Annotated in this window: 19 protein-coding genes; 14 read left to right on the forward strand and 5 right to left on the reverse strand. The window is 67.9% G+C overall.

Going from position 1 to position 21,416, the window contains the following annotated elements; genetic code table 11:
• Positions 1–25 precede the first annotated feature (25 nt).
• A complete protein-coding gene (locus ACV7NN_RS12580) occupies positions 26–1,027 on the forward strand; it encodes a sugar phosphate isomerase/epimerase family protein (protein WP_463349915.1) in 1,002 nt (333 codons plus the stop codon).
• Between the two features lie 20 nt (positions 1,028–1,047).
• On the opposite strand, the gene ACV7NN_RS12585 is transcribed toward ACV7NN_RS12580, so the two are convergent.
• Positions 1,048–2,349, reverse strand: a complete 1,302-nt coding sequence (locus ACV7NN_RS12585) for a restriction endonuclease subunit R (protein ID WP_463349916.1) — start codon at positions 2,347–2,349, stop codon at positions 1,048–1,050.
• A gap of 64 nt (positions 2,350–2,413) precedes the next feature.
• Positions 2,414–3,682 (reverse strand): ROK family protein, encoded by a 1,269-nt coding sequence (locus ACV7NN_RS12590; RefSeq protein WP_463349917.1) that lies wholly within the window; start codon positions 3,680–3,682, stop codon positions 2,414–2,416.
• 224 nt (positions 3,683–3,906) lie between these two features.
• Here ACV7NN_RS12590 and ACV7NN_RS12595 point away from each other — a divergent pair, with 224 nt between their 5' ends.
• From ACV7NN_RS12595 to ACV7NN_RS12650, 12 genes are all read left to right on the forward strand, one after another.
• Positions 3,907–4,926, forward strand: a complete 1,020-nt coding sequence (locus ACV7NN_RS12595; RefSeq protein ID WP_463349918.1) for a VOC family protein — start codon at positions 3,907–3,909, stop codon at positions 4,924–4,926.
• Position 4,927: 1 nt separating this feature from the next.
• Positions 4,928–5,926 (forward strand): cyclase family protein, encoded by a 999-nt coding sequence (locus ACV7NN_RS12600; RefSeq protein WP_463349919.1) that lies wholly within the window; start codon positions 4,928–4,930, stop codon positions 5,924–5,926.
• 53 nt (positions 5,927–5,979) lie between these two features.
• Entirely contained in the window at positions 5,980–7,113 is a 1,134-nt protein-coding gene (locus ACV7NN_RS12605; RefSeq protein WP_463349920.1) for an FAD-dependent monooxygenase, read from the forward strand.
• Positions 7,110–8,093 (forward strand): fumarylacetoacetate hydrolase family protein, encoded by a 984-nt coding sequence (locus ACV7NN_RS12610; protein ID WP_463349921.1) that lies wholly within the window; start codon positions 7,110–7,112, stop codon positions 8,091–8,093. The genes ACV7NN_RS12605 and ACV7NN_RS12610 overlap by 4 nt, the downstream gene beginning before the upstream one ends.
• Positions 8,094–8,107: 14 nt before the next feature.
• Entirely contained in the window at positions 8,108–9,265 is a 1,158-nt protein-coding gene (locus ACV7NN_RS12615; RefSeq protein ID WP_463349922.1) for an alpha/beta hydrolase family protein, read from the forward strand.
• The gene (locus tag ACV7NN_RS12620) at positions 9,262–10,056 is read left to right on the forward strand and encodes an SDR family NAD(P)-dependent oxidoreductase (RefSeq protein WP_463349923.1); all 795 of its coding nucleotides are present in this window, start codon (positions 9,262–9,264) and stop codon (positions 10,054–10,056) included. The genes ACV7NN_RS12615 and ACV7NN_RS12620 overlap by 4 nt, the downstream gene beginning before the upstream one ends.
• Before the next feature lie 11 nt (positions 10,057–10,067).
• Positions 10,068–10,811, forward strand: a complete 744-nt coding sequence (locus ACV7NN_RS12625; RefSeq protein ID WP_463349924.1) for an SDR family NAD(P)-dependent oxidoreductase — start codon at positions 10,068–10,070, stop codon at positions 10,809–10,811.
• 146 nt (positions 10,812–10,957) lie between these two features.
• The gene (locus ACV7NN_RS12630; protein ID WP_463349925.1) at positions 10,958–13,093 is read left to right on the forward strand and encodes a glycoside hydrolase family 36 protein; all 2,136 of its coding nucleotides are present in this window, start codon (positions 10,958–10,960) and stop codon (positions 13,091–13,093) included.
• A 36-nt stretch (positions 13,094–13,129) separates the two neighbouring features.
• Positions 13,130–14,443 carry an ABC transporter substrate-binding protein gene (locus tag ACV7NN_RS12635; protein WP_463349926.1) on the forward strand — a complete coding sequence of 438 codons (1,314 nt, stop codon included), beginning with the start codon at positions 13,130–13,132 and terminating at the stop codon, positions 14,441–14,443.
• A gap of 63 nt (positions 14,444–14,506) precedes the next feature.
• Positions 14,507–15,442, forward strand: coding sequence for a carbohydrate ABC transporter permease (locus tag ACV7NN_RS12640; RefSeq protein WP_463349927.1), 936 nt, complete (start codon positions 14,507–14,509; stop codon positions 15,440–15,442).
• Positions 15,439–16,311: a carbohydrate ABC transporter permease gene (locus ACV7NN_RS12645; RefSeq protein WP_463349928.1), complete on the forward strand. Its 873-nt coding sequence runs from the start codon at positions 15,439–15,441 to the stop codon at positions 16,309–16,311. Before ACV7NN_RS12640 ends, ACV7NN_RS12645 begins: the two co-directional genes overlap by 4 nt.
• A 35-nt stretch (positions 16,312–16,346) precedes the next feature.
• Entirely contained in the window at positions 16,347–17,357 is a 1,011-nt protein-coding gene (locus ACV7NN_RS12650) for a LacI family DNA-binding transcriptional regulator (protein ID WP_463349929.1), read from the forward strand.
• A gap of 36 nt (positions 17,358–17,393) precedes the next feature.
• Here ACV7NN_RS12650 and ACV7NN_RS12655 read toward each other — a convergent pair whose 3' ends face one another.
• The 3 genes from ACV7NN_RS12655 to ACV7NN_RS12665 form a co-directional block, all read right to left on the reverse strand.
• A complete protein-coding gene (locus ACV7NN_RS12655) occupies positions 17,394–18,545 on the reverse strand; it encodes an acyl-CoA dehydrogenase family protein (protein WP_463349930.1) in 1,152 nt (383 codons plus the stop codon).
• Positions 18,546–18,673: 128 nt separating this feature from the next.
• Positions 18,674–19,813, reverse strand: a complete 1,140-nt coding sequence (locus ACV7NN_RS12660; protein WP_463349931.1) for a bactofilin family protein — start codon at positions 19,811–19,813, stop codon at positions 18,674–18,676.
• Between the two features lie 163 nt (positions 19,814–19,976).
• Complete coding sequence (locus ACV7NN_RS12665; protein ID WP_463349932.1) at positions 19,977–20,582, reverse strand: DUF1269 domain-containing protein; 606 nt, start codon at positions 20,580–20,582, stop codon at positions 19,977–19,979.
• A 124-nt stretch (positions 20,583–20,706) separates the two neighbouring features.
• Here ACV7NN_RS12665 and ACV7NN_RS12670 point away from each other — a divergent pair, with 124 nt between their 5' ends.
• Positions 20,707–21,411, forward strand: coding sequence for a TetR/AcrR family transcriptional regulator (locus tag ACV7NN_RS12670; protein ID WP_463349933.1), 705 nt, complete (start codon positions 20,707–20,709; stop codon positions 21,409–21,411).
• The last annotated feature ends 5 nt before the right edge of the window (positions 21,412–21,416 follow it).

Raw genomic sequence — 21,416 nt, forward strand, 5'->3', positions numbered from 1 at the left:
CTTCCATCTCACAAAGGAGCATCCGATGTCCCGTCCGATCACTCTGTTCACCGGCCAGTGGGCCGACCTGCCATTCGAAGAGGTGGCGCGCCTCGCCGGCGAGTGGGGCTACGACGGCCTCGAGATCGCCTGCTGGGGCGACCACCTCGACGTGTCGCGGTGGGACGACGACGCCTACGTCCAGTCGCGGCGCGACATCCTGGAGCGCAACGGCCTGAAGGTGTGGACGATCTCCAACCATCTCGCCGGCCAGGCGGTGTGCGACGACCCGATCGACGAGCGGCACCGCGACATCCTGAACGACCGCGTGTGGGGAGACGGTGAGCCCGAAGGGGTCCGCCAGCGGGCTGCGGAGGAGCTGAAGCTGACGGCCCGGATGGCGGCCGCGCTCGGAGTGACGACGGTGACCGGCTTCACCGGGTCGTCGATCTGGAAGGCCGTGGCGATGTTCCCGCCCGCGTCCGATGAGTGGATCGCCGCCGGCTACCAGGACTTCGCCGACCGGTTCCACCCCATCCTCGACGTCTTCGAGGAGGTCGGCGTGAGGTTCGCGCTGGAAGTGCATCCGTCGGAGATCGCGTACGACTACTGGACGGCGAAGGCGACGCTCGAAGCGATCGGCCACCGACCGAGCTTCGGGATCAACTTCGACCCGTCGCACTTCATGTGGCAGCAGCTGGACCCGGTGGCGTTCGTGCTCGACTTCGCCGACCACATCTTCCACGTGCACGTCAAAGAGTCGATCACCAACCTCGACGGCCGCAACGGCGTGCTGGGGTCGCATCTCCCGTGGGCGAACCCGCGGCGGGGCTGGACGTTCGTGTCGACCGCGCACGGCCAGGTGCCGTGGGAGCCGCTGTTCCGCGCGCTCAACGCGATCGGTTACGACGGGCCGACATCGGTGGAGTGGGAGGATGCGGGCATGGACCGCCTGCAGGGCGCGCCCGAGGCTATCGAGTTCGTTCGCAAGCTCAACGCGATCACGCCGCCCGCTGCCGCCTTCGACGCGGCGTTCTCGACGAAGTAGTCGATCGCGGGCGAGGGTCCCTAGAGCGCGGCGCGGGCGAGCTCGAGATGCCGGCGGGTCATGCTCGCCGGATCGTCGTCGAGCCACTCGTGGCCGCCCCACTCGCTGCAGAGGGTCCCGGCGAAGTCCGAGCCGCGGAGCAGGGCGCCGAGGTCGCGCAGGGGCTGTGACACCCGCCCGTCGGTGTCGTCCAGGTCCCAGAACTTGAGGTGGAAGGCGCCGACGAGCGGGAGGATGCTCCGCAGGGCATCCGTCGACGACCGGCCGAAACGGACGAGCAGGTTCATGTACAGGGCGTGCGCGTCCGGTTGCACGGCTCCGGAGCGTAGGTGGGTGACCACTGCCACGAGCGTCTCCGGCTCCAGCCACGCATCCGCCAGCCGCGCGAGAAGCGCGTCCGGGATGCTCGCCGCCAGCGCTGCGAGATACGTCGTCGGCAGCGCCGGCATGAGCATGCTGGTGTCGACGAGCAGCCGGACACGGGGGTCGCCGAGGGCGGCGATGTCGTCGACCGCGCGCGCGACAGGTTCTGAGTCCGGGGTCTGCTGGCCCTGCAACTCCTCGTAGAGCGTGAGGTCGAGTTCATGGAGGACGGGCTGCAGGCGGCTCAGGAGAGCGGGCCCGGCCTGGCCGATAGGCAGGCGGACCCCGACGGCGCCGAGGTCGTGTGCCGTCCGCAACTGGGGGAGGAGGTACGCGAGCCGCTCATCGTCGTCTCGCCGCTGCGTCGCGCTCAGCCAGTCGTCGAGGCTGGTTCCCACGATTCCGACCCGGCCGCCGGCTGCCTCGAGGCGTGAGCGCAGTCCGGTCGCCTCCGCGGTCGACGTCTCGGGGAACGAGCGCCACAGTTGGCCGGGCTCGAGTTCGACGACGGAGGACACCCTGGAGGTCACGATTCCGACCGCGATGTCGGTCGCGGTGCGCTCGGCGCGGATGACGTCCGGAGTCCAGTTGAACGCGCTCGCCGCAAGGGTCCATGGAACGTCGCGGACGATCTCCAGCCGCCGCTCGTCATGGAAGTCGAGTGTGAGGGGCGCATCGGAACCGGACTGGAGGTACGGGATGAGCAGCCGGAACGACACCGAGACGACGTGTGAGCCCGGGGCGAGCATCCTTCGCCCGCGCAGGGTGAGCCGATCCTGGAGGAACCACCAGCCGTCAGCGGGTGGTGGGTCGACCTCGCAGGGCTCCCCGTCGACCCGCAGCGTCACCGCGGACAGGCTCGAGAGCGGCAGCGAGCGGATCCAGGTCAGGCACACCTGGAGAGCGAACCCGCTCTCGGTCGTGGTCAACGCGTCGTCGCGCAGGATCGGCAGTGCCACGGGCACTCCTTCGTGTCGGCTTATGAACGTAAGCTACACGCTTAGGTTCAAAACCGGAAGAAGTTCAAGCGGGTGCTTTGACGCCCTCGATGGTCGGGCGGCCCGATGCGAACCAGCGCGGGAACGTGACCTCGAACAGCTCCTCGATCGCGAGCTCTGCTCCGCCGCGCAGGGGCTCCCGCTCGTCGCCGATCGATCGCGTGATCACGAGATCGCGGGTCGCGAGGGGCAGCGAGAGCTCGTAGACGCGCTGGCGGACCTCGGCGAGGAAGATCTCGCCGGCTGCCGAGACGGCTCCGCCGATCACGATGACGCCGGGGTTGAACATGTTGACGAGGGCGGCGATCGACTCGCCGATCAGCCGGGCCGATCTCTGGACGAGCGCGATGGCGAGCGCATCCCCGTCGATGGCCGCGATCGACACGGCCTCCGGGGTGATCTCCTGCCCGCTGGCGACGAGGCCGGCGAGGATTCCGTTCGCGCCCTCTTCGAGCGCACGCGTTGCATCCCGCACGATCGCCCAGCCGGATGCCTCGGCCTCGAGGCAGCCGATCTTGCCGCACCGGCACGGAGCCTCAGAGTCCCTGACCCTGACGTGACCGATGTCGCCTGCCGCGCCGTTGGCGCCGCGATGGATGCGACCGTGCGAGACCAGGCCCGCACCGATCCCGCTGCCGACCTTGCAGTAGATCAGGTCGACGGCGTCATCGCGCCGATGACTGCGCTCGGTGAGGGCCAGGAGGTTCACGTCGTTGTCGACCCAGACCGGAACCTCGAACCGCTGCTCGAACCGGCGCCGGACGTCGAAGCCGTTCCAGCCCGGCATGATCGGGGGCGCGACCGGAGAGCCGGTCTCGAAGTCGACCGGGCCCGGCACGCCCACCGAAACGGCCCACACCGGTCGGTCGCCGGCGTTCTCGGCCAGGAGTGAATCGATCATGCCGAGCGCCGTGTCGATGGTCGCAGCGGGGCCACGTCCGATGTCCCACTCGCGATGCGCCTCGGCGAAGACCTCGCCGTCGAGCGAGGCGAGCCCGACGCGGATGTGGAGCGCGCCGAGCGCGCAGATCACGATCGTGCCCTGCTCCGATCGAAAACGGAGAGTGCGCGGTGCACGGCCTCCCGAGGACGGCCCGAACTCGCCATCCTCGAGGAATCCCATCTCGATCGCTGCCTCGACGCGTTGCGCGACCACGCCGCGACCGAGGCCGGTCAGCCGGCCGATCTCCGGCCTCGTGTCGGCCTCCCCGGTGCGCACGAGGTTGACCACCCGCAAGAGGCTGATCACTTCATCGGTCTGCGCGCCGAAACGGAGCGCCAAATCCCTGGCCATGCCTGATTCTGACATAACTTCGGGGATTTTCGAGCTTCTGGAGGATGACTTTGGGCGCCAACCAGCGAACCTTGCGCGCCAGAGACGCCGAAGTTCGGTCGTTTGCGACCGAGGGAATCACTCGGAGTGATCCGCTGCATAGCGAATCGCGCCTTCCCTGATGTCAGCGCCCCCCCGATAGTGGAAACCGGGTTCGCATTCTGCCCATCTTGAAAGGATCGAGGATGATCAAGCTTCTCTCCCACCTCTCGTATGTGGAGATCACGTCACCGGATGTCGAAGCATCCGTGAAGTTCTACGAAGAACAGGTCGGGCTCACTGTCGTGGACCGGATCAACGGTTCGGTGTACCTGCGGTGCTGGGGCGACTACTACGCCTACTCCGTCGTCGTGACGCCAGGCGACGTGCCGTCACTGGTGACCATGGCCTGGCGGGTCTCGAGCGCCGAAGCGCTGGACGAGGCGGCCGGGCGCGTCGCGGCGGCCGGTATCACCGGCGAATGGCTCGCCGACGTGCCCCACATCGGTCGCGCCTTCCGGTTCACCGGTCCCTGGGGCCATTCCATGACCCTGCACTGGGATGTCACGCGGCACCAGTCCTCCGGGGAGGACGCGTCGATCTATCCCGACCGACCGGAGAAGCGCAGCAAGATCGCCGGGGCTCCGCGCCAGCTCGACCACGTGACCATCGCGACCAGCGATGTCGACGCGTTCGTGACCTGGTACCGCGACGTCCTCGGGTTCCGCATCATGGCGCGCACCCTGCTCGACGAAGCGCCCATCTCGGTCTTCTCCGTGCTCACCACCAACGAGAAGTCGCACGACCTCGGTGTCGTGCTCGACGGCTCGACGATGGCCGGACGTGTCAACCACTACGCGTTCTGGGTCGACACCCGCGAGGAGCTGCTCATCGCAGCGGACACGCTCATGGAGAACGGCATCCCGATCGAATACGGGCCGTCTATCCACGGCATCGGCGAGCAGAACTTCCTCTACTACCGGGAGCCGTCGAGCCTGCGCATCGAGCTCAACACCGGCGGCTACCGCAACTACGTGCCCGACTGGGAGCCGAACACCTGGAAGCCGTCGCAGGGGTCGAACAACTTCTACCGCAACGGCGCGATGCCGATGTCGATGACCGAGTCGTTCCCGCCGGCAGATGGCCCGAGCGCGACGGAGGAGGGCGTACCGGATGAGATCAAGGACGCGCTGCTGAATCCGTACGCTGTGCAGGGTCGCGGCTGAGATGACCGCGCCGAGCGACGATCCGACCGACCTGGACCGGAAGAACCCGGAAGAGGAGATCCGTTCGCGCGCCGAGGCCAACCGCAACTGGGGCCGGTGGGGTGAGGACGACGTTCTGGGAACGCTGAACTTCATCGACGACGCGAAGCGCGTTGCTGCAGCCGCCCTCGTTCGCGACGGGATCTCCGTGTCGCTTTCGCAGTCGTTCGACATGAACGGACCGCAGAAAGGCTGGCGCCGCCGCACCAACCCGGTGCACACGATGCTCGACACCGGCACCGACGCGGAGCGCGACAACCAGGGCTTCCCCCACGGTCTCGGCGGGGCAGACGACGTGATCGCCATGCCGCTGCAGTGCTCGACGCAGTGGGACGGGCTCGGCCACATCTTCGACCACGGCTACGCCTGGAACGGGCGTCGCGCGGGCGACGTCGTGACGAGCGAGGGCGACCTGGTGACCGGCATCGAGCACGCGGCGTCGGTCGTCGTCTCGCGCGGCGTTCTGCTCGATGTCGGGCGGCACCTGTCTCCGGAGACCGGTGAGCTGCCCGACGGCTACGCGATCACGGCGGCGGACCTGCGCTCCTGCGTCGAGGCGCAGGGACCGACGAGCGCGGTCGGCACCGGCGACATCGTTCTCGTGCGCACCGGACAGCTGTCGCGCGCTCGCCGGAACGGCTGGGGGGACTACGCCGGCGGCGCCGCTCCGGGGCTGTCCCTGACGACCGCCGGCTGGCTGCACGACACCGAGATCGCGGCGATCGCCACCGACACCTGGGGCTTCGAGGTGCGCCCGAACGAGTTCGACGTTCCCGCGTTCCAGCCGCTGCACCAGGTCGTCATCCCGAACATGGGGCTCACGATCGGCGAGATGTGGGACCTCGACCTGCTCGCGAGCACGTGCGAGCGACTCGGCCGCTACGAGTTCCTGCTCTCCGCGCCCCCGCTGCCGATCACCTACGCTGTCGGTTCGCCGATCAACCCCATCGCCGTGCTCTAACCTGCAACTGCTTACGCGAAATCGAGTACCCGTCAGAACAGAGAGGTTCTTACATGACCGCCGTGAAGAAGGTCGCGATCGCCGGGAGTGGCGTCGCGGGTCTGGCCACCGCCATCCAACTCGCCAGGGTCGGCGTCGAGGTCGACGTGTTCGAATCGAAGCCGGAGCTCAGCGCCCTCGGCTCCGGCATCACCTTGCAGGGCAATGCCCTGCGCGCTTTCGGTGCCCTCGGCGTCTGGGACGACGTGCGCGCCGCGGGCTACTTCTTCGAGGGCCTGACGCTTCGCGCCCCCGGGCCGGACGCCCCCGTGATCGCCGAACTGCCCGAGGTGAAGTCGGGTGGGGAGGACTTCCCGGCGGCCGGAGGGATGTACCGGCCGGACCTCGCGCGCATCCTGCTCGAGCACGCGGAGGCGGCGGGTGCGACAGTGCACTTCGGCACACGGGTCATGGCGGTCACCGAGACCGCGGATGGTGTCGCCGTCGACGTCGACGGTGCGTCCGCCGGCACCTTCGACCTGCTGGTCGGCGCGGATGGGCTCAACTCGGCCGTGCGCGAACTGATCGGAATCGAGACCAGACCGCAGCCGACGGGGATGGGCATCTGGCGGGCGTTCGTCTCCCGTCCCGCGGAGGTCGAGCGCAGCGAGCTCTACTACGGCGGACCGGTCTACATCGCGGGGTACACCCCGACCGGCGACGACACGATGTACGCCTACCTGGTCGAGCCCGCGCAGGACCGCTCCGGGGTCAGCGACGAGCAGGCCGTCGCGATCATGCTCGAGGAGTCGAGGGCGTACGGCGGACCGTGGAACGCGATCCGCGCCGACCTCGAGGCGGGGGCCCACGTCAACTACACGTGGTTCACTCAGCATGTGGTGTCCGCTCCCTGGAACCGCGGCCGCACGGTCATCATCGGCGATGCCGCCCACAGCTGCCCTCCGACCATCGCGCAGGGTGCGGCGCAGGCGCTCGAGGACGCCCTGGTGCTCACCGAGTTGCTCATCGCGGCCGGCTCGCTCGACGCGTCGGTGTGGGATGAGTTCCACGCCCGCAGGGTGCCGCGCGCCGAGGCCGTGGTGGACGCATCCGTCCAGCTCGGGCAGTGGCAGATCGACCACGACCACCAGGCCGACGCGGCGGGACTCATCTTCGGGATCGCCCACCGGATGGCGGAGCCCGCATGAGGATCGCTCGCTGGGAGGCCGGCGGCGAGGCCTCCGAGGGCTTCGTCATCGGCGACCGCGTGGTGCCGTTCCCCGGCGGACTGACCGTCGCGGACGTGCTCGCGCGGGGGTTGGACGAGACGCACCGGATCTTCACCGAGGTCGAGGATGCGGCCGGGACCGACCTCGGCGACGTGCAGCTGCTCTCGCCGCTGGTGCCCGCCGCCATCCGCGACTTCGTCGCCTTCGAAGAGCACGTCGAGGGCGTCAGTGCGTCGGTCGACGGCAAAAGCGAGGTCGTCCCCGAGTGGTATCAGGCACCGACGTTCTACTTCACCAACCCCCACACCGTGCTCGCCACGAACGAGCAGGTGAGCCCTCCGGTCACCCAGCGTCTCGACTTCGAACTCGAAGTGGCCGTGGTCATCGGGCAGGCACAAGGTGTCGGCCAGGCGAATCTGACCGCGGCCCAGGCGGAATCCGTGATCTTCGGCTACACGATCATGAACGACTGGTCGGCACGAGACCTGCAGTCGCGCGAGATGAAGGTGCGGCTCGGGCCCGCCAAAGGCAAGGATTTCGGCACCAGCCTCGGTCCGTGGATCGTGACGGCGGATGAGCTCGCGCCGTTCGTCGACGGCGACGGCTTCCTGGCCATCCGAGCCGAGGTCTTCGTCAATGACGAGCTCATCGGACACGACCTCGTGTCGAACATGGGCTGGCCGTTTCCCGAACTCGTCGCCTACGCGTCACGGAACTCGCGCGTCGTGCCCGGCGACGTGCTCGGCTCCGGCACGACCGGCAACGGCGGATGCCTCGCCGAACTGTGGGGGCGCAGGGGCGAGCTGATTCCGCCGCCGCTCGTGGAAGGCGACGTGGTGCGGATGGTCGTCGAAGGCATCGGGGACCTGGTCGGCACGGTCGGCACCCCCGTTGCGGCACCCGACCTGCCAGCGGCGCGGGTGCGCACGCGCGGTCGGACCCGCGGATCAGAAGAGTAGAAGAGAGACAGCCGATGTTCATGTACTTCCCGACCAACTACGTGTGGAGCCTCGCGGTCGTCGCGACCCTCAACAACGGCGGTTACATCGACGAAGTCGACCGGGCGTGCAAGCCGGTCCTGCTGGCGTCGCAGAACGGCGACGACGCGGGCACCGCTGAGTTGTACGCAGCCTGGGCGGCCGTCGCCGACCGGCTCGTCGCCAAGGCCGAGGCGGACGAAGCCGCGGGCCGTCGGGTCGGCGCCGGGGAGACCTTCTACCGTGCCTCGCTCTACACCTCCCAGTCGGAGCGGCTGCAGTCCCCGAAGTGGGAAGGACGCAATGCGGCGTACCAGAAGTCGATCGACCTGCTGCTCAAGCATGTCGAGCTGAGCCGCATCCCCCTCACTACGGTGGAGATCCCCTACGAGGACTCGTCGCTGCCCGGATACTTCTACCGCGCACCCGGCGATGGTCCGCATCCCGTCGTGATCCAGTGGAACGGCCTCGACTCGACCAAGGAGATGATGTACTACTCCGGCTTCCCGGCCATGCTCGCCGAGCGGGGCATCTCGACCCTGATGGTCGACACCCCGGGATCGGGCGAAGCGCTGCGGCTGCGCGGGCTGACCGCGCGCTACGACACCGAGGTGTGGGCGGCGGCCATCGTGGACTGGGTCGAAGAGCACGCGACCGAACTCGATGCCGACCCCGATCGGCTCGGCATCGTGGGCTGGTCGCTCGGCGGCTACTACGCGCCCCGTGCGGCGGCCTTCGAGAAGCGACTGAAACTCGCGGTCGCGTGGGGCGCGAATCATGACTGGGCGGCCGTGCAGGAGGCGCGACGCAACCGCGAAGGCGAGAACCCTGTGCCTCACTACTGGGATCACGTGTTCTGGGTCTGGGGCGTCACCAGCATGGACGAGTTCATCGAGAAGACCAGCCGGATGCACCTCAACGGCGTCGCCGAGCAGATCACGGTTCCCCTGCTCATCACCCACGGCGCCGGGGACCGGCAGATCCCGGTCCGCTACGCCCACGACACCTACGAGCAGGCCGTGAACAGCCCGAAGCGCGAACTGCGGATCTTCGACGATCCCGAGGGTGGGACCGAACACATCTCCATCGACAACATGCCCTACGTCGCGGGGATCATCGCCGACTGGGTGGGCGAGACGTTCCAGGGATCGTGACCAGCTCCAGCGCGGCGCGTGGTGGCCGGCTGCAGGGCAAGGTCGGGGTCATCACCGGGACGGCCGGCGGCCAGGGGCGTGCGGCCGCGCTGCTGTTCGCGCGGGAGGGCGCGACGGTGATCGGATGCGACCTCGATGCGGAAGGGAGCATCGAAACCGTCGTGCAGGTCGAACGCGCCGGATGCACGATGCAGAGCACGCATCCGCTCGACCTCACCGACGACGCCGCGGTCGCGGCCTGGATCGCCGGCATCGTCGCCGAGCACGGGCGGATCGACGTGCTGTATGCGAACGCCGGCGCGACGAAGTTCGCACCCGTAGAGAAGACGACCGCGGCGGAGTGGTCCTGGGTGCTGCGCCACGAGCTCGACCTCGTCTTCCTTCCGGTGATGCACGCCTGGCCTCACCTTCAGGCGTCGGCCGGTTGCGTGGTGCTCGTCGGTTCGACCGCCGGCGTCTCCGGTTCGATGACCAACACCCGGATCGCGCACACCGCGAGCAAGGGCGGAGTCGTGGCGATGACGAAACAGCTCGCCGCCGAGGGAGCGCCCTTCGGGATCCGGGTCAACTGCGTCAGCCCGGGAATGATCCGTACCCCGGCGACGGAGGGCGACCTGCTGGCCGACGACCATCCGATGCGTACGATCGAGACGGCCATCCCCCTCGGACGGATCGGCCAGCCCGACGAGGTCGCCACGTGCGCGCTTTTCCTGGCGAGCGACGACGCCTCCTACGTCACGGGTGCCAACCTCATGGTCGACGGGGGCTGGTCCGCGGTTCTGCCGGGATAGGGGCTGTCGATATGAATCTTGTGGGCAAAGTCATCGTGGTCACCGGGGCCGCGCAGGGGCAGGGTGCGGCCGAAGCCGCGTTGCTCGCCGCCTCCGGCGCCACGGTCATCGCCGCCGACATCGCCTGGGCCGAGCCGGCGGCCGGCGACGTGGAGTGGCACCGGCTGGACGTGTCGGAGGATGCCGACTGGCGCAGGCTCGCGACCCGCATCGCGGAGGACCACGGTCGTCTGGACGGGCTGGTCAACAACGCGGGAGTGACCTGGCGCGCGCGGCTCCGCGACATCGAGGCCGCTGACCTCGCCCGGGTCTTCGCGATCAACGTTTCCGGGGCGACGCTCGGGATCCGGCACCTGGCGCCCCTGATGACCGGCGGCGGCTCGATCGTGAACGTCGGTTCCGCCGCCGGCGTGACCGCCCACTACGCGGTGGCCTACTGCGCGAGCAAGTGGGCGCTGCGCGGGGTCACGAAGACCGCCTCGATGGAACTCGGCCCTGCGGGCATCCGGGTGAACCTGATCAACCCCGGCTACATCGAGACGCCGATGACGGCGAGCGCCTCCGAGGCGTTCCGTTCCGCGAACATCGCGGCGACGCCGTTGGGACGCGTCGGCACGGTCGACGATGTCGCGCCGCTGGTCGCGTTCCTCCTGGACGACGCGTCGAGCTTCATCAGCGGTGCCGAGATCCCGGTGGATGGCGGGCTCACCGCCCACGGTGGCGGCAAGGCCATCGCCGACGCGCTCTCGAGCTAGTCCGCCTCCCCTCGCGCCGGCCAGAAACTGCGCCGATGTGAGAATCGTGATAGCGGTTTCAGGAATTTGTTGCTATGGTTCTTGAAACCGTTATCACAGACCCATCCGACAAGCGTCGAAGGGTCTTCCGCGAAGAAGAGGAATCGATGAGCGATCGTCTGCACTGGGGCAACGAGGTGTTGTCGATCGTCGTCGAGTGGTCGTCCGACGCAGCTCCCCGGATCGCCTCGATCGCTGCGGGCGACCAGGCCCTGACGATGCCGGCGGGCCTGCCGCTGATCGACATCCTCACGGTCGGCCACGGCCACGCGCTCGCCAACGACCGCCTCGTGCACACTGCGATCGGCCACGAAGCCCGCTACCACTCCCACCGCGAGGACGCCCGAGACGGCTCCCGCTGCCTCGCCCTCACGATCTCCCACGAATCGACCGGTCTCGTCGCGACGATCACCTTCACGCTGCTCGACGGCATCGCCGCACTGCACTCGACCGTCACCGTGGGCAACCGTGGCGATCAGGCCGTGGTCCTGCGCTCCGTCCCGTCGTTCTCCGCTTATCTCGGAGGCAACGGCGACAGCGACATCCGGCAGTGGACCGTCCACCACGCTCTGAGCGACTGGCTCGGCGAAGGCCGGTGGATCCGCGAGTCGCTGAACGGCGTCCGTTTTCCGCGGCTCGAGCAGCACCTGACCAACCACAACCCTCGCGGCGAGTTCTCGGTGGTCTCGACCGGCACCTGGTCGACGGGTAAGCACCTGCCGATCGCGGCCCTCACCTCCGAGCACCTCGGCGCGGCGTGGGCGTGGCAGATCGAGCACAACGGACCCTGGCGCTGGGAGATCGGCGAGGACACCGACAGCGGCTACGTCGCGCTGTCCGGCCCGACCGACACCGACCACCAGTGGGTGCGCGTGCTCGAGCCGGGTGAGGATTTCGAGACGGTTCCCGTCACGGTCGCTCTCGCATCCGACTTCACCGAAGCCGTCGGCGAGCTGACCCGCTACCGCCGCACCGTACGTCGCGACCACCCGGACAACAGACGGATGAGCGTCGTCTTCAACGACTACATGAACACCGTGGGCGGCGACCCGACCACGGAGAAGCTGCTTCCGCTGATCGACGCAGCCGCCGAGGTCGGCGCCGAGATCTTCTGCATCGACGCCGGCTGGTACGACGACAGTGGCGAATGGTGGGACACGGTCGGCGAGTGGAAGCCGTCCACGACGCGCTTCCCCGGCGGACTCGCCGAGGTAACCGACCGCATCCAGGCGGCCGGCATGGTTCCCGGGCTCTGGCTCGAACCCGAGGTCGTCGGCGTCAACAGTCCGGTTGCGAACCTGCTTCCGGATGATGCCTTCCTGCAGCGAAACGGACATCGCGTCGTCGAACACGACCGCTTCCATCTCGACCTGCGGCACCCGGCGGCCCGCGCCCATCTCGACGAGGTCGTCGACCGTCTCGTGCGTGACTTCGGGGTCGGGTTCTTCAAGCTCGACTACAACATCGACCCCGGCGCCGGCACCGACCGCGCCGCCGACAGCGTCGGCGACGGCCTGCTCGAGCACAACCGCGCCCACCTCGCCTGGGTCGACGGAGTACTCGACCGCCACCCAGCGCTCGTGTTCGAGAACTGCGGGTCCGGGGCGATGCGCGCCGACTTCGGGATGCTCGCGCACATGCAGATGCAGTCCACCTCCGACCAGCAGGACTTCCTGAAATACCCGCCGATCGCCGCCGCGGCCCCGGCGTCGATGCTGCCGGAGCAGGCAGCCAGCTGGGCCTATCCGCAGCCCGACATGACAGACGAAGAGATCGCGTTCTGCCTGAGCACCGGGCTTCTCGGCCGCTTCTACCTGTCGGGGTACCTGAACCGCATGACCGACGATCAGCGAAAGCTGGTGGCCGAAGCGGTCGCAGCCGCCAAGGCACTCGCGACCGACCTGACGGAGTCGACCCCGTTCTGGCCTCTCGGCATCCCCGCCTGGGACGCCGCCTGGACGGCGCTCGGACTCCGTACGCCGACCACGACCCTCATCACCGTCTGGAACCGGTCGCCCCAGGACCACACCACCATCCTCGACCTCGGCCCGACCGGCCGACAGGAGCTCAGCTCCTCCACCGTCTTTCCGACCAGCCTGCCCGAGTGGACCACTCGGCAGGACCCGGAAACCGGAGAACTGCGCGTACACAACCCAACCGGACAGGTCGGTGCGCGCGTCTTCCGTCTCGAGGCCGTCAATCCGGTGACAGCCGATTCATCCCCTGCAACAAGAACCCAGTAGCGTCTACCTCGCTACGTCACCCCAAGGAGCAGTTCAATGAAGATCGCTTGGAAAGGCGCGGCCGTCATCGCGGCGGCCGCAGCGCTCATCCTCAGCGGATGCAGCGACCTCGGATCCGGCTCGGACGCGAGCGGCGCGGTCACCTGGCCCGCCCAGGACACCAAACTCGACGGTGTCAACCTGACCATCTGGGCCGCCCAGAACTCGAACAAGACCCCCACGAGCGTCATCTCGGGCTTCGAGCAGCTGACCGGCGCGACCGTCAAGGTCGTCACCATCCCCGACCCGTACGAGCAGGGCGTGCAGACGAAGGTCGCGACCGGTGACAAGCCGGACCTCGCCTTCTGGCAGCCCACCGCATCCGAACTCACCGCACTGAACGCGAAAGAGAACCTGCAGTCGCTCGACGGCGCGCCCTGGGTGAAGAATTACAACGGCAACCTGGCCGACATCACCGGGCTCCTCGACAAGACCCGCTACGCGGCCCTGGTCACCACGCCGGCCGTCATCGGCGTGTACTACAACAAGGACGTGTTCGCGGCCAACGGGATCACCGAGACCCCGAAGAACTGGGCCGACTTCATCACGCTTGCGCAGCAGCTGAAGGCGAAGGGCGTCGACCCGTTCTACGAGATGGGAGGCGACAAGTGGGCGACCCAGTGGTGGGTCCAGGCGCAACTCGCCGACGCGGCCAAGGGCGGCCTCTGGGACAGGGTCAACACCAACAAGGAGAAGTTCACCGACCCGAGCATCCAGGGAGCGATCGACACCTACCAGAAGCTGATCAAGGACGGCCTGTTCAACTCCGACATCAAGACGGCCACCTTCGTCGACCAGGGCAATGCGCTCCTGAACGGCAAGACCGCCATGGTGATGCAGGTGAACTCGTTCTTCGGCGAACTGCAGGCGACCTCGAACACCGCCGACCTCGACAAGAAGATCGGGTTCTTCCCCATCTCGCCGACCGGCAACGTGGGCACCTTCATCCCCGACCAGTCCAACGCGCTCGTCGCGTTCAAGACCGGCGACAGCAAGAAGGAAGCGGCGGCTCGCCAGTTCCTCAGCTACTGGCTCGGTGACGGCTACCCGGCGTTCGTGAAGGACCAGTCGACCGTCTCGCTGATCAAGGGCGTCGACACCCCGTCGGATGTCCCCCAGGCGCTGAAGGATGTCGCGGCATCGATCAGCGACTCTGTCGGATCGATGCAGGCCCTCGCTGTCGCCAACCCCGACCTGTACCTCAACCTGGCCGACATGATCCAGGGCACCAAGACGACGGTCCAGGTCGCGCAGACGACCCAGGACCAGTTCGCCCAGCTGGCCAAGGCACAGGGAGTCGCGGGCTTCTAGCCCGCACGTGGTGGGCGGCGGGATGCACTGCCGCCCACCACGGCACAGAAAGGCAGTACCCGGATGACAGCTCAACTGACCCAGCGGGCGGCACCTCCCGCTCCTGCACCTGCCGCACCCCGTGACAAGCGGCGGCGGCGCCAGGATCACCCAGCATGGTTCCTGGTCCCGGCCCTCGTCATCCTCGTGGTGTTCTTCTTCGTGCCGACCATCTTCAACTTCATCTACGCCTTCACGAACTGGTCGAGCTTCCACAGCTCCATCAGCTTCGTCGGGTTCGACAACTTCATCTCGCTGTTCTCCAACGGCGCGCTGCTGGCCGACCTGCGGATCACGCTCGTCTACGCGATCCTCGTCGCCTTCTTCCAGAACGTCTTCGGGCTCGGGCTCGCGCTCGTGCTCGAACGCGACACCGCGATCAACCGGTTCGCCCGGGTCGCCTTCTTCGTCCCCGTGGTCATGTCGGCCCTCGCCGTCGGCTACATCTTCCAGGCGCTCCTGAAGCCCGAGGGCGGCCTCAACCAGATCCTGAGCTTCTTCACCGGGCAGCACATCACGACCGCGTGGCTCGGCAGCACGACCTGGACGATCGTGGTCGTCGCCCTCATCCACGCCTGGAAGTGGATGGGGCTGTCGATGCTCATCTACCTTGCGGGCCTCAAGACCATCAACGAGGACATCCTCGAGGCCGCGCGCCTCGACGGGGCGGGCTGGTGGACAACGTTCCGCACCATCCGCTTCCCGTTGCTCGCGCCGGCCGTGACGTTCAACGTGGCGACCGCGCTGCTCGGCTCGATGAACGGCTTCGACATCGTGCAAGCCACCACCGCCGGCGGCCCGGGTGGCACGACCGAACTGCTCAACATCTTCATCTTCCGAACATTCGGCCAGGGGCTTTTCGCCCAGGCCACGACGATGAGTCTCGCACTGTTCCTGATGGTGACGATCCTGGCGTTCCCGGTCATCCGCATCCTGCGCAAGAGAGAGGAAGTCCTGTGACCTCCATCACCCGGACCCCGGCCCGCACGCGCACCCGGACGCGACGGAGGCGCGGTGCCAGCCGGTTCATCCAGCCGGTCGTCGCGATCCTCCTCGTCGTCTTCCTGCTCGGTGTGCCGTTCTGGCTGGTCGTCGTCACCGCGGGAAAGGACCAGGCCGAAGCGCTCAACCCCAGCCTCAACCTGCCGACGACCTGGCACCTCTGGCAGAACTTCGCCACCGTGATCGATCAGGGCCGCATGGTCGCCGCGTTCTTCGGCAGCCTGCTGATCATGGTGCCGTCGGTCTTCGGAGTGCTGCTCCTCGGCTCGATGGCGGCGTGGATCCTCGGCCGCCGCCGCAGCAAGCCGATCGCCTTCGTCTACGCCCTCGCGATCAGCGGGATCGTGCTGCCGCCTGCCGTGGTCACCATCGTGCTGCTGCTGCGTCAGCTGGGGCTCGCGGGAACGGCGGTCGGCATGATCGGCGTCTACATGGGGATGTATCTCTCGACGGTGATCTTCTTCGTCACCGGCTTCGTTCGGACCATCCCGGTCGAACTCGAAGAGGCGGCCCGCGTCGACGGTGCGGGTCCGCTGAAGACGTTCTTCCGCGTCATCCTGCCGCTGCTGGGACCGACGCTCGCGACCGCCACCATCCTGATCTGCCTCTACATCTGGAACGACGTCTTCTATGCGCTGTTCGTGATCGGCGGACGCCTCGACACCCTTCCGCTGAACCTGTACCAGGTCGCGAGCTCAGGGCTCTACCTGCAGAACTGGCACTTGATCTTCGCCTACATCATCCTGATGAGCCTGCCGCTGCTCATCACCTTCACGGTGATGCAGCGCAAGATCATTTCCGGCATCACCAGCGGCGCGGTCAAGTGAGCGGTGAGCCGCGGCCCGTCGATATGCTGAGGCCGATGCCGAACAACGCGCGCAAACCCCCCGTCATCGGCGATGTCGCGCGCGCAGCGGGAGTGTCCGTTCCGACCGTGTCGCGCGTGCTCACCGGGGCCGCGCACGTCTCGGACGAGAAGCGCAAGCGCGTGCTCGACGCGATCGAGGCCCTCGAGTTCCGCCCGTCGGCGGCGGCACGCGCCCTCGTTGCGCGCCAACCCAAGCTCATCGCCGTGCTCGCGGGCAACACCTCGCAGTACGGCTACGCCGAGACGATCCGCGGTGTCGAAGAGAGCGCGCGGGCGGCCGGCTACATGGTCTCGATCACCGTCCTCGAGTCGGCCGATGACGAGACGGTCGACCGGGCGGTCGCGCTCGTGCTCGACCAGCCGATCGCGGGCGTCGTGGTGCTCAAGTTCGATCCGCCCGGTGTCGCGGTGCTGCACCGGATTCCCAAGTCCATCCCGACTGTGTCGGTGTCGGGCATCCGCGAGACGGGTGTTCCCCAGGCCGTGCTCAACGAGGCCGATGCCGCACAGGAGCTCGTCGAATACCTGCTCTCGCTCGGCCACAAGACCGTGCACCACGTCCGGGTGCCCCCGTCACGAAAAGAGGATGGACGCACGACCGGATGGCGGCGTGCCCTCGTCGCGCGCTCAGCGGTCGTCCCCGACATCCTCGACGCTTCGTGGGAACCGGAATCCGGCCGGATGCTCGGGCGCGCGATCGCCGGGGATCCGTCCGTCACCGCGGTCTTCTGCGGAAACGACGAGATCGCGATGGGCGTCATCCGCGGCCTTTATGAGGCCGGCAAGTCGGTGCCGGGGGACGTCAGCGTCGTCGGGTTCGACGACCATCCCCTCGCCCGGATGTGGACGCCGCCCCTCACGACGGTCGACCAGGACTTCGCCGGCCTCGGCGCACGCGCCTACGGCCTGCTCGAAGGCCTCATCGAGGGACGCCAGGTTCGCAAGTACTCGTCGGAGCGTCCGCCGATCGTCCTCCGGGAGAGCGCGGCTCCGCCCCGGCGGTGAATCCTGGCGGCGGGCGTCGGTGGGGCGCCGGTCGCGTCAGCCCAGCCCGAGCGAACGGGCGATGACGAGCATCTGCACCTCGGTGGTGCCTTCGCCGATCTCGAGGATCTTCGAGTCGCGATAGTGCCGCGCGACCGGGTACTCGTTCATGAACCCGTTTCCGCCGAAGATCTGGGTGGCGTCGCGGGCGTTGTCCATCGCGGCGTCGCTCGCGGTGACCTTCGCGATCGCCGCCTCCGTCTTGAAGGGCTTGCCCGCATCCCGCAGGCGCGCAGCGAAGTGCCAGGCGAGGCGCGCGTTGTGCACGCGGGCCTGCATCCGGGCGATCGTGAACTGCACATTCTGCTTGGTCGACAGCGCCTCGCCGAAGACGGTGCGCTTCTTCGCGTAGTCGATCGCGGCTTCGAGGCAGCCCTCGGCCGAGCCCGTCGACAGCGCCGCGATCGCGATGCGTCCTTCGTCGAGGATATGCAGGAAGTTCGCGAAGCCCCGCCCGCGCTCGCCGAGCAGGTTCGCCTCGGGCACGCGTGCGTCGGCGAACGTCAGCGGGTGGGTGTCGGAGGCGTGCCAGCCGACCTTGTCGTAGGCGGCCTCGACGGTGAAGCCGGGCGTGCCGTTCGGGACGATGATCGTGGAGATCTCTTTGCGGCCGTCACGCTCTCCGGTGACTGCCGTCACCGTGACGAACCGCGTGATGCCGGTTCCCGAGTTCGTGATGAACTGCTTGGTGCCGTTGACGACCCACTCGTCACCGTCGAGTCGCGCGGTCGTGCGGGTGGCGCCCGCATCCGATCCCGCTTCGGGCTCGGTGAGGCCGAAGCCGGCGAGGGCCTTCGCAGAGAGCAGGTCGGGCAGCAGCTCATGCTTCTGCTCTTCCGTTCCGAACCGGAAGACGGGCATTGCGCCCAGGCTCACGCCCGCTTCGAGCGTGATGGCGAGGGACTGGTCGACGCGGCCGAGCGCCTCGATGGCCAGGCCGAGTGCGAAGTAGTCGCCGCCCTGGCCGCCGTACTCCTCGGGGAACGGCAGGCCGAACAGGCCGAGGTCGCCCATCTGCGCGACGATGTCGAGCGGAAGGGTGTGGGTGCGGTCGGCCTCGTACGCCTGCGGCGCGACGACCTCGTCGGCGAATTCACGCACAAGTCCGGCGAGCTCGCGCTCCTCATCGGTGAGATCGAAAGTGTGCATGATTCCTCGCTGAATCGGTTTTCGCGGTGCGCGACAGATTTTGGTTAATGATTACTAACTGAGAACTTAAGTTAGTCGTCGCTAACCGAAAGCGCAAGTGCGCTCGGCGGCACATTGGCCGATATCTCTCACATCGGTGGCCGTGGCGGTTCGTTCGCGAGAACCGGTTGCGTCTCAGGCGCTGGTCGTGCCGACTCCTGACCTGCTCCGACGCGCCACGGCCGATGCCGCCGCACTTCCAGGAGCTCGGCGCCGAGGCCGAAGAAGATCATCGCAAGCCACACCAGGATGTTGAGCACGGGGATCTCCAGGCCAACGATCAGGATGAGCCCTCCCACGAACGACTGCAGCACCGGGTGGTGTTGGCCGCGGAGGACGAGCCGCCCGAGGTAGTGGGCGCCGAACACGAAGGTCGCGAGCGTCAGCACGATCGACACCAGCAGGCCGGCGAGTGCGAGGGGAGCGCCGACGATCGTCACGAGCAGGAAGAGTAGCCCGAACGGCACGACGAGTGCGGCCACGAACCCGACCAGCAGTGCACGCCACGGCGACGGCAGCAGTTGGTCGGTGACGCGGTTCAGCACGCGCGGGACGAGCAGCCCCGCTGCGACCGTGATCAGGCTGAGAGCGACCAGTGCGTACAGCAGGCCCAGGAACCAACCCAGGATCGCGGCCCAGGGCGAGATCTCGACCTGCGACGGCTGCTGGGGCTGGACGTGCTTGACAGTGCCGCTCACCGCCCCGTCTGCGATGTGCGCGGTCTGGCCGCTGGAGTAGGTCACGTCGCCGCCGACCGTCCCGTCGATCGTGAGGGAGGTCGCATTGACGAACAGGTCTCTGCCGACACCGCCCGCGATGCGGATCGTGCTGGCCGTCGCGACGATGTCGTTCCCGACAGTGCCTTGACCGTCGACGACCAGGTTGGACGCGAAGATCGTGCCGCTGCGCGCGACGTCGCCGGTGATCGTGACATCCTGGCCGGCGAGCCGGACATCGCCGTCGACGTGCCCGCTGATGGTGATGGTCTGCGCCGCAGCGATCACGTCGCCGGTGACATCGCCGCTGACGGTCACGTTCTGTCCAGCGGCGTACACGTCGCCGTCGACCGGTCCAGAGACGTCGACGGTGACACCGCTGTAGAAGTGCGGCCCTGTTCCGCCCGCGGTCTGGGCCGGCGGAGAGCCGGTCGCACCCCCGAGGGTCAGCATCAGGAATCCGGCGACGGCCGCCACGGCGGTCAGCCGGAGAGCGAGCGGTCGGATGTTCATCGCTGTCCCCTTCGGTACGTCGGCGCGTGGAGCGCCACACGACCAGCATGGGTCGGCCCGGAACGCTGGGACAGGGTCATAGGTCCCGCGTTCCGCCAGTCACGGCGATCGGGGCAACGACGCCCGCCGAAGCGTTGGCCGTTGCCCCGATCTACCTGGCGACTCAGTGGATGGCGAGCTTCTCCTTGATGGCCGCCTTGTGCTCCTCGGCCTTCTCGTGCCGCTCGGCCCTCCGCAGGTCCCGCGCTGCCTGGTTGGCTTCCTTGCGCGCCTTGCGGTACACCTCCTGTGCAGCCTTGAGCTCTTCGCGAACGACGTCGGCGGACTGCCGGTAAACGGTCCCGCCCAGAGCTGCCATCAGCACGTCCACGACCTCGGTCGCGTACTCGTCGAGTTCCGCGACGATGGCGGTGCCGCCTGCGGGGATGTAGCGGCTGATCTCGCCGAGCACGCTGTCGGTGTCGTCGGCACGGTGGATGTCGAAGGCGCCTCCGACGAGCAGGCCTCCGGTCCACCCGAAGAGCATCCCGATCGGGCCGCCGATGACGCCGATCATGAGACCGACCAGGCTGCCGCCCACTGTCGGGGCGCCGGCGACGGTGTCGTCTCCTTCGGGTGCGTAGAGCCGGCCCTGCCGGTCGCGGGTGACGATGCTCGCGGCGAGCACCTCGACTCGCCCTTCGAGGCCTGCGCCCTTCAGCTCACTGAGCGCGAGGTATGCGTTGTTCGGGTCGGCGAACGAAACTGCGATGACGGTGTTTTCTGACACGTGTGACCTCCAGATCACTTGGATTGTTTGTGTTGATTCGTGCGGATTTCCGCGACTCATCAACCATCCCGTGGATCGGTTTCCGGGTCATCGTGCGCTCTGTCGGTGCCCTCCACTCATCCCTGTGCACTCTGCACTCCTGGGGCTGGGCGATTCGCCCAGCCGGTACGATCGCAACATCATGGACGCTCCCGCACCCCGCACATCACGGCCCGCCCGACAGAAGGCCCGCACGCGCGGAGCGTTGATCGAAGCGGCCAAGACCCTGTTCGCGGCCGAAGGGAGCACTGACGCCAGCATCCAGGAGATCACGGATGCCGCGGATGTCGGCTTCGGGTCGTTCTACAACCACTTCAGCACGAAGGCTGAACTGTTCGACGCGGCGATAGACGCAACATTCGAGGAGCATGCGGCGTGGCTCGACGAACTCCTCACTGACGAAGCGGATCCCGCGGTTGTGTTCGCGATGAGCCTGCGTCTGTCGGGCAGGCTGGTCGCGACCCACCCCACAATGGCCCAGGTGATGATGAACGCGACGGGGCGCCTGCTGAACTCGAAGGTCGGCATGGCTCCGCGGGCCCTTCGGGACATCCGCAACGCCGCAGCAGCGGGGCGCTTCGAGGTCAGCGACCCCCAGGTCGGCCTGGCCTGCGCTGCCGGCGCGCTCGTGGGCGTCCTCCAGCTGCTGGCCGCTACGCCCGAGTTGGACGTTGCGAGCGTGACCGACACGATGACGTACCACGTGCTGCGAATGTTCGGGATGACGGGGGCGGAAGCCGCGACCATCGTCGCGCTCCCCCTTCCCGAACCTCGCGACGCCAGGGACTAGCTCAC

Source organism: Leifsonia sp. Ger2509 (assembly GCF_055231915.1).